Source organism: Kordia sp., from assembly GCF_965283645.1.
GTDB lineage: Bacteria > Bacteroidota > Bacteroidia > Flavobacteriales > Flavobacteriaceae > Kordia.
This window is the reverse complement of record NZ_CBDIPG010000001.1, coordinates 2986628-3004381: the sequence shown is the minus strand read 5'-3', so window position 1 is coordinate 3004381 and position 17754 is coordinate 2986628. Positions and strand designations below refer to the sequence as shown.

The window sequence follows — 17754 nt, the reverse complement described above, 5'->3', positions numbered from 1 at the left end:
TTATAGATTTCTGCCTTACTGAATCAAGTTCAGCATGACGTCTTAAAGCGTAAGCGATCCAGGAGATTCTCGCTTACGTGGGAACGAGTCTAACTAAACAAGGCTTTCAGCTCTGTAGCTTCGGAAGGTTTCATCTTTCCGGCAAGTACCAAACTTAGTTGTCGTCTGCGCAAAGCACCTTCAAAACGTTCTTTCTCTAACTTCGTTTCAGGAATTAATTCAGGAATTTGTACAGGTCTTCCTGTATCGTCAACAGCAACAAACGTATAAATAGCTTCGTTTGCTTTATCGCGCATTCCTGACTCACGATCTTCAATCCAAACATCAATATAAATCTCCATAGAAGATTTAAAAGCTCGTGAAATATTTGCTTCAACAGTGACTACACTTCCCACAGGAATAGAACGATTAAAGGCAACATGATTCACAGAAGCTGTCACTACAATTCTTCGGGAATGTCTACGTGCGGCAATACTTGCGGCTCTGTCCATTCGTGCTAACAATTCGCCTCCGAATAAATTATTTAACGGATTTGTTTCACTTGGCAATACCAAGTCGGTCATAATTGTTGTCGATGATTTTGGGTGTTTTGCTTCCATCAATAATTTTTTTGCAAAGGTACATAGATTCGTTTTCTAGGATGCTAAAAAATAGGATTAATTACAGAAATAATGCAGGAATCACAAAAGAATTCATATTTGTTTTATCTCGCGTAAGCGCATAAAAAAGACCGCCAAAAAGCAGTCTTTCATATTATATTGTACTAAATTTTTATTCTGTAACTAACAACCAAGCTTCAGGTGCTTCGGTTTGTTTAATTTTAATCAAAGCTTCACTAGCTTCTTCACGCGTTGCAAAACTTGCATACGATACTTGGTGTAAACCATATCTGTTTTTCCCTAATAATGCTGCGTCAAAACCAGTTGCTTTCAACTGAGAAACTTTGGTATGTGCATTTTCTTCAATTCGAAAAGCGCCAGCAACAACATGATAGTTTTTAATTTCCTTCGCAACTTGCAACGTAATAGAAGGCAACTCTACAGGATTGTTTCCAAAAAATGTAGCTTGCTGAATGTATTCATTGATAGATTCTTGCGCTTTACTTTGTTCTACAACTTGTTGGTTAGACTGATATTCTCTAAAACCAAATACGCTTGCACTAAAAATGATAGCGGCTGCAGCGGCATATTTCCAAGGAAAACGGAATCCACTACGTTCTTCTTTAGTTGTAACTAAAGGAATTACAGGCGTTTCTTCTTCAACGGCAACTAATTCTGGAATTTCTTCAGATGTTGGAGTAACTCTACTAATTTCAGAAGAAACAAACGAAGCAAGTCCAAAAGATGAGGTCAAATAGTTTACATGATACGAAGGTTCAAACTGAATATTTCCTTCTGTGTTTATTGACAAATCACCAATGTTTTCAAGTGAAACAATTGTTGTGTTGTCTAAATCTTGTTTCCAAGAAGCAACTTCTTTTTGTACTTTTTGCAATACATTTTCGTATTCTTTTCCAGTAACATCAGCAATATATTTAACGAGCAATCCATCATTAGAGGAAAGTTGTGCATTAAAAGATAATACTTTTGACGGCGGATAAAATGCATTGGTTGTTTGGTGTACTTGCGCTCCTTTTCGTTGCGTTAAAAAAGCTCCGAATTCAGGAATAATTACACACTCATATCTATATAAAAGGTCGCTTATGTAGTTGTCTAATCTCATTAAAACAAAGTTAGAAAAAATACAAAGCGAATGAAATATCTGCGTAACTTTTTATTAACAACCTTCGTAAATACAATAAACACTATAAATTTTCATATGGAATTACTTTTTCCAAAGTATAGCAAGTGTTTCCCGTTAAAGATTTTAGAGGAATAATTACGGTTTTAGTTTTCGATAGAAAAACTAAAAACACCTCTGGGAAAATTATCTTTCTTTTGTGAAGCCTGTGCTGAACTTGATTCAGTATTTTTTGGGAAGGCAAAGAAAACGAAAATCAAAAATTGACGATTAAATTTTTAACTTACTTTTTTGTGAGAGAGTTAAAAAAGTTAATTAGAAAATTATATTGAAAGGACCATAACATTAAAAATTACTGTAACTTTAGTTTTGAAAATCAAAAATATATGAATTCTGAGCAGGAATTAGTATACACATTAGCACTTCAAAAAACAGCAAATATTGGTGATATTATTGCGAAAAAACTCATTAAATATTGTGGAAGTGCGGAAGCTGTACTGAAAGAAAAGAAACAAAATTTACTCAAAATAGACGGAATTGGAACGCATGTATTGTCAAATTTACATAATACAACGAATCTAAAATTGGCTGAAGCCGAATTACAATTCATTCAAAAAGAAAATATACAAACACATTCTTTCTTAGACGAAAGTTACCCAAAACGGTTGCAACATTGCGCGGATGGACCAATTTTGTTATTTCAAAAAGGAAATGCAGCTTTGAATGCTTCCAAAATGATTAGTATTGTAGGAACCCGCAAAGCAACAACTTACGGAGCTAAATTTTGCGAACAATTAATTGAAGAATTAGCCATTTTGCAACCTACAATTGTTTCGGGTTTTGCCTACGGAATTGATATTGTAGCGCAACGTGCGGCCGTTAAAAATAACATTCCAACTATTGGTTGTTTGGCACATGGATTAAATCAAATATATCCAAAAGTACACGAACGTTTTATGCCTTCTGTAGAAGAAAATGGTGGTTTTGTAACTGATTTTTGGAGTACGTCTAATCCTGATCGGGAAAATTTCTTAAAACGAAATCGTTTAATTGCCGGAATGACACAAGCAACTCTTGTGATTGAATCTGCTGAAAAAGGTGGAAGTTTGGTGACGGCGCATATTGCAAATTCATACAATAGAGACGTATTTGCCGTTCCAGGTAGAGTAGGCGATTTGCAAAGTATAGGTTGTAATAATTTGATAAAACAACAACGCGCTCACATTCTCACATCTGCCGCTGATATTGTGTATTTATTAGGTTGGGATTTGGATGAAATGGTTCAAAAACCTGTACAAAAACAATTATTTATTGAGTTAAATACGGAAGAACAATCTATCTATTCACATTTGCAAGCACAAGGACAAACCATGTTGGATAGTATTGCGTTAGCGTGTAAATTACCAATTCATAAAGTAGCGCCTATTTTATTACAAATGGAAATGAAAGGTGTTGTAAAACCATTACCAGGAAAAGTGTTTGAAGCTGTTTGAAATGGTTAACAACTTGATAATTAGACAATAAATACTATCTTTAATATTCGAATAATCAATAAACACCTATGAAATCACTTTCTTTCTGTATACTTTTTTTAAGTTTTAATTGTCTTTGGAGTCAAATCCGACTTGAAAACTCTGATAAATTATGGAGTAAAAGCACCATTCATATCAGCGCACAAACACCTGTAAAAAGTCAAGGAAACGGAAATACATGCAGTGCATTTGGAATTGCCGCCGCTTTGGAAACATTGCCAAATATGCCCAAAGATATTAGCGAAAACTTTTTATACTCGGCACAAAAATACGAGCAACTAAATGCCAAAACGGGAGTTACTAGAGGTAATTTTTTAAAAACCTACATCATGTCTTTGCAAAAATATGGGATACTTACCGAAGCACAATTGCCATATCCCGAAATTGTCGCAGGTACATGGAATGAGAGCGATCCTGAAATTTTAAAAGCGCTTAGAGAATCCACCACTGGACCTGTTACTTTTCTTGCCAAATACAAATCGAAGGCAAAATTACTTCACTTAGATTCGTATCAGTATTTACCAATGCTTGAGAGTAAAAATGTAAAATACATCAAACAACAATTGGATAATGGTGTCAAAGCAATTCCTGTTTCTTATGAATTATATATACCAGCTTGGAAAAGTTTTCAGTCTACAAAATATACGACAATTATACCTGATGTCGGTTATGGTATTTTATTACAAAATGGAAGCATTGCAAATTACTCTGCTATCAAAGAAAAGTATCCAGATGTGAATGCCAAAGTGAACGCACGGCAATTTACACTAGCAAAAACAGACAAGCGTACAGATGTGAAAGTGTACAGTGCGCACGTGGTAACTATTGTTGGGTATGATTCGGAAGGATTTATCATTAAAAACTCATGGGGAACCGATTGGCGTTACTACGGGTATGAACGCGTTAGCTACGATTTTCACGAACTTTTTGCATACGAAGCGTTGATTTTAAAAAAAGTGAGTTATAAAAAATAAGCTAGCAATTGCGTTTACGATGCATCACAAAAAAAGCCGAATATTTCTTAAAATAAAAAACATTCGACTATTTATAAATTTACAAGTAAAGCAGTCTAAAATATAAAATTAAAAGATTTTAATATCCTACCTTTTTACGAACTCTTGCTAATACCTCATTAGCAACGTTATGTGCTTTTTTAGTACCAATTGCTAACGCTTCCTCTATTTCATTTTTGTTTTCTATGTAATGATTAAAACGTTCACGTTGTGTAGCAAATTGTTCAACAATCAATTCATATAAGGCTTGTTTTGCATGTCCATATCCGTAATTTCCACCTGTATAATTTGCGCGCATTGTTACAATTTGATCTTCGCTTGCAAACAATTTATATAACGCAAAAATAGTATCAGTATCTGGATCTTTCGGATCTTCCATGGGCGTACTATCCGTTTGAATTCCCATGATTTGCTTGCGCAATTTTTTATCGGTCTGAAAAATATCAATGACGTTATTTTTACTCTTGCTCATTTTTGAACCATCAGTTCCAAGAATTAACTTTGTGTTTTCTTGAATACGTGCTGTAGGCAATACAAAGGTTTCGCCTAACTTTTCATGAAAGCGTGAAGCTACATCACGTGTGATTTCTAAATGTTGTTCTTGATCTTTTCCAACAGGAACAATTTCTGCATCATACAATAAAATATCTGCCGCCATCAACATTGGATACGTAAACAAACCAGCATTTACATCTTCTAAACGAGCTGCTTTGTCTTTAAAACTATGTGCTAATTTTAAACGATTGTACGGAAAAAAACAATTTAAATACCAACTCAATTCTGTTACTTGTGGCACATCACTTTGACGGTAAAACACGGTTTTATTAATATCCAAACCAAATGCCAACCAAGTAGCTGCCGTTCTGTAGGTGTTTTCGCGCAATGTTTCTCCATCTTTTATCTGCGTAAGCGAATGCATATCTGCAATAAAAAGAAAAGATTCATTTGCTGGATCTTGCGCCATTTCAATTGCAGGTACAATTGCACCCAAAATATTTCCTAAATGTGGTGTTCCTGTGCTTTGAATTCCTGTAAGTATACGTGCCATTGGTAATCGTAATTATTGAATTTTAGCAAATGTACTTCTTTTGAAATCACCATTGAAAATTTCATAAAAATAATTTTTAAACACATTTTCGAAACTTTAATGTATTTTTGGCGCAGATGATTACTTTCATACGGAATATAGGAATACTATTGTGGCGCATTTGGTTTTACTTTTTGGTGCTATTTCCTATACTTATATTTTTCCCTTTCTTACTATTATTTACAACAAGTGAAAAGTTTTATCCACAGTTTTTTTGGCTGGCAAGAAACCTTTGGGCACGACCTATTTTATACGGAATGGGCTTTTTTCCAAAGTTTAAAAGAGAAGAAGAAATTGTAAAAGGAAAAAGTTACATGTTGATTGCAAATCATACGAGTATGACAGATATTATGCTCATGTTAGTGGCATCAAAAAATCCGTTTGTTTTTGTGGGTAAAAAAGAACTCGTAAAGATTCCAATTTTTGGTTTTTTCTACAAACGCACCTGTATTTTGGTTGATAGAGGAAGCGCAAGAAGCCGAAAAGGAGTATATGATAGTGCTCAAAAACGATTAAATCAAGGAATGAGTATTTGTATTTTCCCGGAAGGAAAAGTACCCGAAGAACATATTTTATTAGACGAATTTAAAGATGGCGCATTTCGTTTGGCAATTGAACATCAAATACCAATAGTTCCCATGTCATTTGCCGATAACAAGAAACGCTTTTCCTATACATTTTTTAGTGGTTCACCAGGAAGAATGCGCGTAACAATTCATAAATTTTTACCGACAGCAGGTTTAAAAGTAGAAGATAAAAAAGAAATGAGTAAAACGGCTAGAGAAATCATTTTTACCGAACTCACAGCTTATGAAAATGAAAAACCGCTTTCTAATTGAAAGCGGTTTTTCTGGCAAACATCACTGCTTTTAAGGTATCCGTATATACCTAACCAACTAAAAAACTAAAATCTAAAACTGACGCCTGTATATACACCTACTGAATAGGGTTTAAAGTTGCCAGTATTTCCTGAAAACGTGTTGAGCTGATATTTTAGCATCGGCTCTAAATTGAACTCTAATTGGTCGGAAAGCTTATAGTCAATTCCGATACCAATATTTGTGCTAAAACTCAAGTCGTTTATATTTGTTGCTTCTCCCAACTCTGTCGTAAGTGCTGGAGAATCTAAGAGTAAACTATTTTCCGTTAAGAGCAATGTACTCACACCGCCAATAACATTTATACCTATTTTTTTATCAATCACAGCATATTTCAATTCAATAGGAACTTCAATAAAGCTCATGCGTTGATTTAAGTTTCCTTCAATTTGTGCTTGACGAATAGAAGATTCTAAAATGGTTGGTGTAAACTCACCGTTAATTACTGCTTGTTTGTCTCTAAGACTAAAAGTTGATGCATTTTGCGTGTAAGCAATAGTAGTAATATCATCTGAAATACTATTTGTTACAAAACCATTATTAGCTGTTATTGTACCTGGCCCAGTACTAATAGATGGAACAAGCGCAACATCTTGTGTGCTATAACTATAATCAACTTTATGAATTCCTGCGCGTACTGTCAATCGCTTTGAAACATCATACCCAACATTGACACCAAAACTTAAATTTACCTCACCAGATTTGGTATTATCTGCAAAAGTTTCAGCAATTGGCGAACCACCTGAAAGACTGTTATAATATACAGGAGAAGCATTTGGCGAAATTGTCCATCTTCTTGGATTTGCTTCTGCAACAACAGTAGAATCTTTTTCTAATGCGTGTAAATCATTAATCACATCTAAAAGCGATTTCTTAATATCTTCCTTCGTTTCAGTAGTTGTAGCTACGGCTTCTTTTGTAGTATCTAACTCAGTAGCTGATGTTGTAGTACTTGAAGAAGTTTTTGTTGCATCATTTTCTGAATTCGCAGTTTTAGTTGCGTTCGTTGTTTCTTGTTGTGCAACTGCATTTGTCTGTACAGTTTTCTGAGTATTTTTTGTGTCGGCTGTAGCCGAACTATTTACACCTTTTTTAATGCCATTTTCTGTATTTACGGCAACCGTATTGCTAAATGTATCCGTTTTAGTATGTGAATTATTCTGAGTTGTATTGGCATTTGTATTGTTGCCATTTACAGCTGTAGAATTATTGCTTGTTGTATTGTTTGATGAATTTGAACGTGTATTTGCAACCGCATTTTCTTGTGAAATTGCTGTATTTGTTTTGATACGATTTGAAGAATTCACACCATTTGTACTATTTGGAGATTGTTGCGTATTCGTATTCGTATTTGAATTTGTTCCGTTGTCTTGTGTTACTACTGCATTTTGAAGCGCATTTCCTTTTTGTACACTTTTTTCAACATCTTTATTAGTACCTGTATTGTCTTTTATATCATTTAAATTTTGCTCGTTGGCAATACGTTCTTTTTGATCAATTTGATCAAGTAGATTGTTTTGAGAATTGTTGGCGTTTTGTAAATGTTCTTCTTTTGTAGTAGTTTCGTTTCCAGTTACTTGTGCGTCTGTAGTAGTTCTATTAGTAACGTTATTATCATTCGTAGAAGAATTATTATCTGTTTTCTCGTTAGTTGTAGAAGTTGTCTGATTTTCAGAATCTATCACATTATTTCCATTGTCAAAAAACTGACTTCCTATAGTAAATAAAAGAAGTAAAGCTGCGGCAATACCTGCAATTTTATAAAACCAAGGTAAAAACACTATACCTTCTTTTTTCTTGCGTGTTTCAGGCGCTTTTTCATCTAATTGAGATGAAATTTTGTCCCATAACGCAGGATCGGGCGTAGCTTCAAAGTCTTTGAAGGCTTTCCGAAATACATTATCTATATTTTTTTGATCACTCATTTATGGCGATTTTTTTTTTATACGCTTCTACTTTATTCTTTAAAATCATTCGAGCTCTTGCCAAGTTCGATTTTGAGGTTCCTACAGAAATACCCATCAAATCGGCAATCTCTTGATGTGAATAGTCATCAAGTACATACAAGTTAAATACCAATCGATACCGATCAGGTAATTCTTGTACAATTCCTAGTAGGTAATCTATGGAAACATCTTCTTCATAAACCGTTACTGGTCTTTCTTCCAGCACGTTTTCATTTATAACTTCAAAAACACCTTTACTTCTATATTTTTGAAGTACGGTGTTTACGGTAATCCTTCTAAGCCAACCTTCAAAAGAGCCTTTAAAATTATATTGCCCAATTTTTTCAAAAATAACCATGAAACTATCTTGCAGATTATCTTCCGCTTCAAGTTTGTTCCGAGAGTATTTTAAGCTTGTAGCAAATAGCTTTTGGGAATATAAGCTGTACAAATGTGCTTGTGCCTCGCGGTCATTATTCTTACAATTATGTATGAGTTGTTCTAAACTCACTAGGTTTGTTGGTTTTAGTAGCTAAGTTTCTAATTATTCACAGGGATTTCATATACCAAGTACATGTCTTCACCACTTTCATCTTTTCCTTGCCAAAATTTAAATGTATATGGATTTGTATCCAATACATTAAAATTGAAAGTTTGTGTCTGTATATTGTCTACAAGTGCAACGCAGTCTGCTTCAGTACTAAAAAGGTTTACTACAGCAACGGTTCGTACATTGCTAGACTCGGCGATATATTCAAAATTACTGAATGAATGACAGTCTGTTGGGCGTTTGTAGGTAACGGAAATAGTATACGTTTCCCCTAAGTTAAATTCTGAAGGAATTACTACGGATTCAATAGGAATTGCTTCAAATTGAACGACAACTGCACCGTCGTCTACCGAACATGATGTAACTATGGTAAAACAAGTAAATAAGGCTAAAAATAATATCTTTTTCATAATTCAAAAATATGACTACTTTTCAAGTAGATGTGAAATTCATAAAAAGGTTGCGTCTAAAAATAAAAAAAATCCCGAGAAGGGATTTTTTTTGTCTAACTATTTGCAATAGCGTCTTTAATTTTTACTTCGAGTTCTTCAAGCAACTCGGGATTATCTTGCAGTAATGTTTTTACTGCGTCACGTCCTTGACCAAGTTTGGAATCACCATAACTAAACCAAGATCCGCTCTTTTTTATAATTTCATAATTGACACCGATGTCTAAAATTTCTCCTACTTTGGAAACGCCTTCACCATACATGATGTCAAATTCTACCATTTTAAATGGTGGCGCAACTTTGTTTTTAACAACTTTTACACGTGTTTTGTTTCCTTTTACATCACCATCAGCTCCTTTTATTTGTGTAGAACGTCTAATATCTAAACGAACAGAAGCATAAAACTTTAAGGCATTACCACCTGTAGTTGTTTCAGGATTTCCGAACATTACCCCAATTTTTTCACGCAATTGGTTAATAAAAATTACGGTACATTGTGTTTTGCTAATAGAAGCCGTTAATTTACGAAGTGCTTGTGACATTAAACGTGCATGTAGCCCCATTTTGGAATCTCCCATTTCACCTTCAATTTCACTTTTTGGTGTTAAGGCAGCAACCGAGTCAATTACTACAATATCAATTGCGCCTGAGCGAATTAAATTATCTGCAATTTCCAATGCTTGTTCTCCATGATCGGGTTGTGAAATAATTAAATTGTCAATATCAACACCTAAATTTTCAGCATAAAAACGGTCAAAAGCGTGTTCTGCATCAATAAAAGCGGCAATTCCGCCTTTCTTTTGCGCTTCTGCCATTGCATGAAGTGTTAAAGTTGTTTTACCAGAAGATTCAGGTCCGTAAATTTCAATAACTCTTCCGCGTGGATATCCACCAACTCCTAAAGCGATGTCCAAACCAAGTGAACCAGAAGAAATAGTATCTACTTCTTGCACAACGGAATCACCAAGTTTCATTACAGCGCCTTTACCATATGTTTTGTCTAACTTATCTAATGTAAGCTTTAAGGCTTTTAATTTTGCTTCTTTTTCTGAACTCATTATATCAAATTTCTAGTATTTCTTACGTTGCTAAATTACTATTTCTTTTCGCTGAAAACAATTCGCCACAATCGATTTTAATTTTTTATGTTAATTTTCTTCTACATCGGACGCAACCTTTTTGAAGTATTGACATCTACTTAACAAACAATGTCCATGTTTTAATGAGAATTTTAAGCAAAATAATATTTCAAAAAAGGCATACAGCAGCAGTCGCTTTCTACGGCAACTGCAAGCTTGACGGTGGCTAGCTTCATTGTTAATTCTATTTTTTAATAGAGGAATTTAATATTAACAATGAATTAGCTATTAGAAGTGCTTTCTTAAAAAAGGAAGCACTTTTATTTTTCTGTAGTTGCAGTAAAAAGTATTTTTTACAATTCGAAAAACACCTTTTTGACGTTTATTTTCTTCTTTTTCCGATCTTAAAATCTTCCAAAATCAACATAGTTTCAACTGCAATTGTTTTCTTCTTAAAAAATTCCAATACTAAAGTATGTTATCTATTTCAATACTATAGCATAAATTGTATAAGCGTATCAAATTTTATACAAGCGTTGCTTTTTTGCCTTAAAAATCGATAATTACACTAAAAAATGTATTTTTGCCACGAAAAATATACACTTTAACCTTAAATAATTGATATAGCATGCAACTGTACAATAAATTAAGTGCTAGAGAAAGAGCCGAACTTATCGAAAAAGCTGGTAAGGATCGTATGACAATATCTTTCTACAAGTACGCCAACATTGGAAATCCTGAAATTTTACGAAATCACTTATTCATCAACTGGGACAAAATAGACGTTTTGGGTAGAATTTATGTTTCCTACGAAGGAATAAATGCACAACTTTCGGTTCCTGCCGAAAATTTTAACACATTCAAAACACATTTAGACACTATAACATTTCTTGAAAATGTACGCCTTAATGTTGCTATAGAACAAGATAACATGTCTTTCTTAAAGCTAAAAGTGAAAGTAAGAGACAAAATTGTGGCTGACGGATTAGAAGATGATAGTTTTGATGTAACTGCAAAAGGTGTACATGTTGGTGCCGAAAAATTTAATGAACTATTAGACGATCAAAATACGGTTTTGGTAGATATGCGCAATCACTACGAAAGTGAAATAGGGCATTTCAAAGGCGCTATAACTCCAGATGTTGATACGTTTAGAGAATCGTTGCCAATTATTGAAGACGATTTATCAGATCATAAAGAAGATAAAAACCTTGTGATGTATTGTACAGGTGGAATTAGATGCGAAAAAGCGAGTGCGTATTTCAAACACAAAGGTTTCAAAAAAGTATATCAGTTAGAAGGCGGAATTATCAACTATGCCCGACAAGTAGAAGCACAAAACCTAGAAAACAAATTCATTGGTAAAAACTTCGTATTCGATCACAGAAGAGGAGAACGTATTTCTGAAGACATTATTGCCAATTGCCATCAATGTGGAAACCCGTGTGATGAACATGTAAACTGCGCCAATGAAGCATGCCACTTACTCTTTATTCAGTGTACATCGTGTGCCGAAAAAATGGACGAATGTTGTTCTGTTGAATGCAAAGAAGTACACAATTTGCCACTTGAAAAACAAAAAGAATTACGAAAAGGAAAAGAAGTAAGCAACAAAATCTTTAAAAAAGGAAGATCGGAAGTACTTAAGTATAAAAAGTAGATTTTCGATGCTACAGAAATAATCCTATCTTTACATCTTTAGAGAAAATTATGAACCCCATATCTGCATGCCCGAATATATGCAGATTCTATATATAAAAATATGAGTTGTAACAGTTGTTCAACTGGTAAAGATGGTCAACCAAGAGGCTGCAAGAACAATGGTACTTGCGGAACTGATAGCTGTAACAAGCTAACAGTATTCAATTGGTTATCAAACATGTCGTTACCTAGCAATCAAAAACCATTTGATTGTGTAGAAGTACGCTTCAAAAATAGTAGAAAACATTTTTATAGAAATACAGAAAACTTATCACTAAGCATTGGAGACATTGTAGCTACAGAAGCTTCTCCAGGACATGATGTCGGAATTGTAACACTTACCGGAGAATTGGTAAGAGTGCAAATGAAAAAGAAAAAAGTTGCTCTAGACAGTGAAGATGTACGAAAAATATACCGAAAAGCTTCTCAAAAAGATATCGATGTTTGGTCAAAATCAAGAGACAGAGAAGAAGAAATAAAAAAACGTTCAAGAGAGTTAGCCATTGCACTTGGGCTACAAATGAAAATCTCAGATGTAGAATTTCAAGGTGATGCTTCCAAAGCAACATTTTATTACACTGCAGAAGAACGTGTTGACTTTCGTCAATTAATCAAAGACATGGCAAAAGCATTTAGTATTCGTATTGAAATGCGTCAAATTGGTTTCCGACAAGAAGCGGCTCGTTTAGGCGGAATTGGCTCATGCGGACGCGAATTGTGCTGTTCTACATGGTTAACAGACTTTAGATCTGTAAATACGGCTGCAGCCAGATATCAGCAATTATCATTAAATCCGCAAAAACTAGCCGGACAATGTGGAAAGCTAAAATGCTGTCTTAACTTTGAACTAGATGCGTATTTAGAAGCATTACAGCAATTTCCAAAAAGTGATGTAAAACTATATACGGAAAAAGGAACGGCAGTTTGCCAAAAAACAGATATCTTTAAAGGACATATTTGGTACGCGTACGAAGGCGAATGGATGAATTGGCACAAACTAACCACCGATCAAGCCAATGAAATCATTGAACTAAACAAGAAAAAAGAAAAAGTAATTAGTTTAGAAGAATACGCTTTAGAATTAATTGAAGAAGATACTAAAACAGACTTTGAAAACGTTGTAGGGCAAGACAGTCTTACACGATTCGATAAGAAACCCACTCGAAACAGAAAAAAAAGAGGCGCTCAAAACAAGAAAAAGCGTAGAAACAACAATGGCAACAAAGCTACAGTGAATGCTAGAGGAAATGCTAAAAAGAGTAATGACCAAAATGCTAAGAAAAGCAACAATCCGAGAGCAAAAAGTAGTACCAATAGTACCAATGTCAAGAGTAGTAACAAAAATAATAACAGACGCAAAAAACCGAACAAAAATGCAAATTCAAAATAAGATCGCATTTTTTATCTGTATTATCAGTACATTTCTACTAGTTTCTTGTGACGGCAATCGTGTTTTTGACGAATATGCTTCCGTAGGAAAATCTTGGGACAAAGACACCGCGCTCACTTTCAAATTTCAACAGCCAGACAGCACAAGCAGTTACAACATGTTTGTGAATGTGAGAAACACAAACGAATATGAATTTCGAAACCTATTTCTCATTGTCAACATGAACTTTCCAAATGGAAATGTCGTTTCAGATACCTTAGAGTATGAAATGGCGAAACCAACTGGAGAATGGCTTGGTACAGGTATAAGTGTCAAAGAAAGTAAGCTTTGGTACAAAGAAGGCAAACGTTTTCCGTTTAAAGGAATATACGAAGTCACTATACAACAAGCTATGCGGAAAATTAATGAACCAAACGGAATCCAAAGCTTAAAGGGAATCTCAGAGGTTGGCTTTAGAATCGAAAAAAAATAGTACAAACAACGTATTGAAATGGCAAAAAAGCAAGTCAAAAACAAACAAGAAAAACCTACTTCTTTCAGAAAAGTAATCAAGTGGTTTTGGATCATTTTCGCAGGCGGAATTGCAAGTATATTCCTTTTATTCTTACTCGCTTCTTGGGGCGCATTGGGTGAAATGCCTTCTTTTGAAATCTTAGAAAATCCGCAAACAAACTTAGCGAGTCAAGTATTATCATCTGACGGAAAAATATTGGGAAAATATTACCTTCGCGACAATAGAACGCCTGTCGGATACAAAGAATTACCAAAAGATTTAGTAAATGCATTAGTTGCTACAGAAGATGCACGTTTTTACGATCATGCAGGAATAGATGTACGCGGAACTATTAGAGCATTTGCTTTTTTGGGAAGTAAAGGTGGTGCAAGTACCATATCGCAACAGCTTTCAAGACAGTTATTTGTGGGTGAAGGATCAAAAAATCTTCCTGAACGACTCATTCAAAAAATAAAAGAATGGGTAATTGCAACCCGTTTAGAACGTCAATACACCAAAGAAGAAATCATTGCTATGTATTTCAATATCTATGATTTTGGAAATAATGCAGATGGAATTCGCTCGGCGGCGAGAATTTATTTTGGGAAAGAACCAAAAGCACTCAAAATAGAAGAATCTGCTATGTTGGTAGGAATGTTTAAAAACTCATCCTATTTCAATCCTAGAAGAAGACCCGAAAAAGTAAAAACAAGAAGAGATGTTGTATTAGCACAAATGTATAAATACGATTACATTTCAGAAAAAATAAAAGATTCACTTCAAAAATTACCATTAAAAATAAACTACAATCCCGAATCGCACAATGCAGGATTAGGTACATACTTTAGAGAACACCTAAAAAAGTTCATGAAAAAGTGGGTTCGAGAAAATCCAAAAGATGATGGAACACGTTACAATATCAACTTTGACGGATTAAAAATATACACTACCATTGATTCGCGCATGCAAAAATATGCAGAAGAAGCAATGGAAGAACACATGGCAAAATTGCAAGCAGAATTCTTTCATCAAAACACAAAAAAGCGTAACAAAAATGCACCATTTGCACGTGATGTGGAAAAAAAATCAATTGAATACGTAATTGAAAGATCCATACGACAATCTGAACGTTGGCGTGTTTTGAAAAACAATGGAAAATCTGAAAAAGAAATCATTGCGTCGTTTGACAAAAAAATACCAATGACACTCTTTACCTGGAAAGGTGAAAAAGATACTATCATGACGCCGCGTGATTCACTTATCTATACAAAATACTACTTGCGAGCAAGTTTTATGTCGTTAGAGCCACAAACTGGCCAAGTAAAAGCTTGGGTTGGTGGTATCAATCATAAATATTTCAAATACGACATGGTAAAGCAAGGAAAACGCCAAATAGGTTCTACCTTCAAACCATTTGTATATGCTACCGCAATTGATCAGTTACACTTATCTCCATGTGATTCTATGCCAAACGGACCTTTCTGTATTGAAACAGGAAAATACGGATTGTTAGAACCTTGGTGTCCTAGAAACTCTGATGGTAAATACGAAGGTATGCGTACATTAAAAGGTGCGTTAGCTAACTCCGTAAACACGGTTACAGCACGTTTAATGGATAGAGTTGGGCCAGCTAATGTTCGATCTTTAGCACAACGATTAGGCGTAGAGTCTGAAATACCAGAAGCACCATCTATTGCCTTAGGAACACCAGATATATCACTATATGAAATGCTTGGTGCATACGGAACATTTGTAAATCAAGGTGTATATGTAAAACCTGTAGTTGTAAGCAGAATAGAAGATAAAAACGGAACTGTACTGTACGAATTTGTTCCAGAAACAAAAGATGTATTAAGTGAAGATGTTGCCTACACGGTTTTAAACCTAATGGAAGGAGTGACGCAAAGTGGTTCTGGGCAACGATTACGACATAATTGGGCAAGTAAAGTAGCTGTTTATAAAGATATAATTACTGGATATCCATACGAATTCAAAAATCCAATTGCAGGAAAAACAGGAACTACACAAAACAATAGTGATGGTTGGTTTATAGGAATGGTGCCAAATTTAATTTCAGGTGCTTGGGTTGGTGGCGAAGATCGTCAAGTACGTTTCTCAAGTACTACTTATGGTCAAGGAGCATCCATGGCATTACCAATTTGGGGATTGTTCATGAAAAAATGTTACGCTGATCCAAGTTTAGGTGTTTCCAAAGGAAATTTCCCAAAACCAGAAGACTTAACCATTAATGTAGACTGTTCTAAAGTGAACAAAAAAGATGATGAAGGACAAAAAGATCCTGATGATAATAAAAGTAATGATGGAATCGATTTTTAACGAATGTTAAATTATTCTTGAAAAAAGGAAACATCTTTTGAAATTTTCGTAATTTTCAGTCAAAATACTGATTGATGATTAACAAAAAAATAAATACTGTACAACAAGCCGTTGAAGGTGTCAAAGACGGAATGACCTTGATGCTTGGCGGCTTTGGTTTGTGCGGAATTCCTGAAAATGCCATTGCCGAATTGGTAAAACTTGGCGTAAAAAACCTAACCTGTATTTCAAACAACGCAGGTGTAGACGAATTTGGTTTGGGCTTGTTACTACAACAGCGTCAAATTAAAAAAATGATCTCATCCTATGTTGGTGAAAATGACGAATTTGAACGTCAAATGCTTTCAGGTGAATTGGAAGTAGAACTTACACCACAAGGAACACTAGCCGAAAAATGCAGAGCAGCACAAGCAGGGTTTCCAGCTTTCTACACGCCAGCAGGGTACGGAACTGAAGTAGCAGAAGGAAAAGAATCTAGAGAATTTAATGGTAAAATGCACATCTTAGAAAAAGCATACGAAGCAGACTTTGCTTTTGTAAAAGCTTGGAAAGGTGACGAAGCTGGAAACCTAATCTTTAAAGGAACTGCCCGAAACTTCAATCCATGTATGTGTGGTGCCGCAAAAATAACAGTTGTTGAGGTTGAAGAATTAGTGCCAGCGGGCGAGCTCGATCCTAATCAAATACACATTCCAGGAATCTTTGTACAAAGAATCTTTCAAGGCGAGAAATATGAGAAGCGTATAGAACAAAGAACCGTAAGAAAAAGAAGTTAATTATGTTGGATAAAAATGGAATCGCGAAAAGAATCGCAAGAGAAGTAAAAGACGGTTACTACGTAAACTTAGGAATCGGAATACCAACACTAGTGGCCAACTTTGTTAGAGACGATATAGAAGTAGAATTTCAAAGTGAAAATGGCGTACTAGGAATGGGACCTTTTCCATTTGAAGGCGAAGAAGATGCAGACATCATTAATGCAGGAAAACAAACAATTACGACATTGCCAGGCGCAAGTTTCTTCGATTCAGCTTTGAGTTTTTCAATGATACGAGGAAAACATGTAGATCTTACCATTCTGGGTGCTATGGAAGTTTCGGAAAATGGAGATATTGCCAATTGGAAAATTCCAGGGAAAATGGTGAAAGGAATGGGCGGCGCTATGGATTTAGTTGCTTCCGCAGAAAATATAATTGTAGCAATGATGCATACCAACAAGCGTGGAGCATCAAAAATACTTAAAAAATGCTCTTTACCCTTAACAGGAGTTGGTTGCGTAAAAAAAATTGTTACCAATATGGCAGTTTTAGAAGTAACTCCTGAAGGTTTCAAACTATTAGAAAGAGCACCAGGTGTTTCTGTTGATGAAATTATTACTGCTACGGAAGGTAATTTACTAATTGAAGGTGATATTCCTGAAATGAAACTTACGTAGAATCAAAATACAGACATAACAATCATACAAATAAGCTAAAAGCATCATATTGAAATACATATGATGCTTTTTTTAGTTTTTAACTTAAAATATAGCATACTACAAAACTACTAAACTTAATGGG

16 protein-coding genes are annotated in these 17754 nt (G+C 34.7%); 9 read left to right on the top strand and 7 right to left on the bottom strand.

The features are described from left to right. Nucleotides 1-89: 89 nt before the first annotated feature. Complete coding sequence (locus ACQ654_RS13205) at nucleotides 90-599, bottom strand: acyl-CoA thioesterase (protein ID WP_430410807.1); 510 nt, start codon at nucleotides 597-599, stop codon at nucleotides 90-92. A gap of 172 nt (nucleotides 600-771) precedes the next feature. After that, the gene (locus ACQ654_RS13200; protein WP_430410806.1) at nucleotides 772-1722 is read right to left on the bottom strand and encodes an SPOR domain-containing protein; all 951 of its coding nucleotides are present in this window, start codon (nucleotides 1720-1722) and stop codon (nucleotides 772-774) included. Between the two features lie 404 nt (nucleotides 1723-2126). Here ACQ654_RS13200 and dprA point away from each other — a divergent pair, with 404 nt between their 5' ends. Both dprA and ACQ654_RS13190 read left to right on the top strand, forming a co-directional pair. After that, nucleotides 2127-3233 (top strand): DNA-processing protein DprA, encoded by a 1107-nt coding sequence (gene dprA, locus ACQ654_RS13195; RefSeq protein ID WP_430410805.1) that lies wholly within the window; start codon nucleotides 2127-2129, stop codon nucleotides 3231-3233. 68 nt (nucleotides 3234-3301) lie between these two features. After that, entirely contained in the window at nucleotides 3302-4246 is a 945-nt protein-coding gene (locus tag ACQ654_RS13190; protein ID WP_430410804.1) for a C1 family peptidase, read from the top strand. Between the two features lie 118 nt (nucleotides 4247-4364). On the opposite strand, the gene trpS is transcribed toward ACQ654_RS13190, so the two are convergent. Beyond that, entirely contained in the window at nucleotides 4365-5333 is a 969-nt protein-coding gene (gene trpS / locus ACQ654_RS13185; RefSeq protein WP_430410803.1) for a tryptophan--tRNA ligase, read from the bottom strand. Between the two features lie 116 nt (nucleotides 5334-5449). On the opposite strand from trpS, the gene ACQ654_RS13180 reads away from it, so the two are divergent. Beyond that, on the top strand, nucleotides 5450-6211 hold the full coding sequence (locus ACQ654_RS13180) for a lysophospholipid acyltransferase family protein (RefSeq protein WP_430410802.1): 762 nt from the start codon (nucleotides 5450-5452) through the stop codon (nucleotides 6209-6211). 65 nt (nucleotides 6212-6276) lie between these two features. Here the strand turns inward: ACQ654_RS13180 and ACQ654_RS13175 are convergent, their stop codons facing one another. The 4 genes from ACQ654_RS13175 to recA all read right to left on the bottom strand — a co-directional run bounded on the left by ACQ654_RS13175 (nucleotide 6277) and on the right by recA (nucleotide 10253). Next, nucleotides 6277-8175, bottom strand: a complete 1899-nt coding sequence (locus tag ACQ654_RS13175) for a hypothetical protein (RefSeq protein ID WP_430410801.1) — start codon at nucleotides 8173-8175, stop codon at nucleotides 6277-6279. Next, nucleotides 8168-8707, bottom strand: a complete 540-nt coding sequence (locus tag ACQ654_RS13170) for an RNA polymerase sigma factor (protein WP_430410800.1) — start codon at nucleotides 8705-8707, stop codon at nucleotides 8168-8170. Before ACQ654_RS13170 ends, ACQ654_RS13175 begins: the two co-directional genes overlap by 8 nt. Before the next feature lie 29 nt (nucleotides 8708-8736). Then, entirely contained in the window at nucleotides 8737-9156 is a 420-nt protein-coding gene (locus ACQ654_RS13165; RefSeq protein WP_430410799.1) for a hypothetical protein, read from the bottom strand. A 95-nt stretch (nucleotides 9157-9251) separates the two neighbouring features. Then, on the bottom strand, nucleotides 9252-10253 hold the full coding sequence (recA, locus tag ACQ654_RS13160; protein ID WP_430410798.1) for a recombinase RecA: 1002 nt from the start codon (nucleotides 10251-10253) through the stop codon (nucleotides 9252-9254). A gap of 649 nt (nucleotides 10254-10902) precedes the next feature. On the opposite strand from recA, the gene ACQ654_RS13155 reads away from it, so the two are divergent. The 6 genes from ACQ654_RS13155 to ACQ654_RS13130 all read left to right on the top strand — a co-directional run bounded on the left by ACQ654_RS13155 (nucleotide 10903) and on the right by ACQ654_RS13130 (nucleotide 17630). Continuing rightward, complete coding sequence (locus ACQ654_RS13155) at nucleotides 10903-11934, top strand: rhodanese-related sulfurtransferase (protein ID WP_430410797.1); 1032 nt, start codon at nucleotides 10903-10905, stop codon at nucleotides 11932-11934. A gap of 102 nt (nucleotides 11935-12036) precedes the next feature. Then, entirely contained in the window at nucleotides 12037-13365 is a 1329-nt protein-coding gene (locus ACQ654_RS13150) for a PSP1 domain-containing protein (RefSeq protein WP_430410796.1), read from the top strand. Further along, nucleotides 13349-13837: a gliding motility lipoprotein GldH gene (locus tag ACQ654_RS13145; protein ID WP_430410795.1), complete on the top strand. Its 489-nt coding sequence runs from the start codon at nucleotides 13349-13351 to the stop codon at nucleotides 13835-13837. Before ACQ654_RS13150 ends, ACQ654_RS13145 begins: the two co-directional genes overlap by 17 nt. Before the next feature lie 18 nt (nucleotides 13838-13855). After that, nucleotides 13856-16195, top strand: coding sequence for a penicillin-binding protein 1A (locus ACQ654_RS13140; RefSeq protein WP_430410794.1), 2340 nt, complete (start codon nucleotides 13856-13858; stop codon nucleotides 16193-16195). 74 nt (nucleotides 16196-16269) lie between these two features. Next, entirely contained in the window at nucleotides 16270-16971 is a 702-nt protein-coding gene (locus ACQ654_RS13135; protein ID WP_430410793.1) for a CoA transferase subunit A, read from the top strand. A 2-nt stretch (nucleotides 16972-16973) separates the two neighbouring features. Next, complete coding sequence (locus ACQ654_RS13130; RefSeq protein WP_430410792.1) at nucleotides 16974-17630, top strand: CoA transferase subunit B; 657 nt, start codon at nucleotides 16974-16976, stop codon at nucleotides 17628-17630. Nucleotides 17631-17754: the final 124 nt, after the last annotated feature.

Excerpts from the sequence above, each read along its gene's own strand:
- ACQ654_RS13175 (WP_430410801.1), bottom strand. The coding sequence starts at position 8,175 with ATGAGTGATCAAAAAAATATAGATAATGTATTTCGGAAAGCCTTCAAA.
- ACQ654_RS13140 (WP_430410794.1), top strand. The coding sequence starts at position 13,856 with ATGGCAAAAAAGCAAGTCAAAAACAAACAAGAAAAACCTACTTCTTTC.
- ACQ654_RS13180 (WP_430410802.1), top strand. The coding sequence starts at position 5,450 with ATGATTACTTTCATACGGAATATAGGAATACTATTGTGGCGCATTTGG.
- dprA (WP_430410805.1), top strand. The coding sequence starts at position 2,127 with ATGAATTCTGAGCAGGAATTAGTATACACATTAGCACTTCAAAAAACA.
- trpS (WP_430410803.1), bottom strand. The coding sequence starts at position 5,333 with ATGGCACGTATACTTACAGGAATTCAAAGCACAGGAACACCACATTTA.
- ACQ654_RS13205 (WP_430410807.1), bottom strand. The coding sequence starts at position 599 with ATGGAAGCAAAACACCCAAAATCATCGACAACAATTATGACCGACTTG.
- ACQ654_RS13190 (WP_430410804.1), top strand. The coding sequence starts at position 3,302 with ATGAAATCACTTTCTTTCTGTATACTTTTTTTAAGTTTTAATTGTCTT.
- ACQ654_RS13135 (WP_430410793.1), top strand. The coding sequence starts at position 16,270 with ATGATTAACAAAAAAATAAATACTGTACAACAAGCCGTTGAAGGTGTC.
- ACQ654_RS13155 (WP_430410797.1), top strand. The coding sequence starts at position 10,903 with ATGCAACTGTACAATAAATTAAGTGCTAGAGAAAGAGCCGAACTTATC.
- ACQ654_RS13165 (WP_430410799.1), bottom strand. The coding sequence starts at position 9,156 with ATGAAAAAGATATTATTTTTAGCCTTATTTACTTGTTTTACCATAGTT.
- ACQ654_RS13130 (WP_430410792.1), top strand. The coding sequence starts at position 16,974 with ATGTTGGATAAAAATGGAATCGCGAAAAGAATCGCAAGAGAAGTAAAA.
- ACQ654_RS13145 (WP_430410795.1), top strand. The coding sequence starts at position 13,349 with ATGCAAATTCAAAATAAGATCGCATTTTTTATCTGTATTATCAGTACA.
- ACQ654_RS13150 (WP_430410796.1), top strand. The coding sequence starts at position 12,037 with ATGAGTTGTAACAGTTGTTCAACTGGTAAAGATGGTCAACCAAGAGGC.
- ACQ654_RS13200 (WP_430410806.1), bottom strand. The coding sequence starts at position 1,722 with ATGAGATTAGACAACTACATAAGCGACCTTTTATATAGATATGAGTGT.
- recA (WP_430410798.1), bottom strand. The coding sequence starts at position 10,253 with ATGAGTTCAGAAAAAGAAGCAAAATTAAAAGCCTTAAAGCTTACATTA.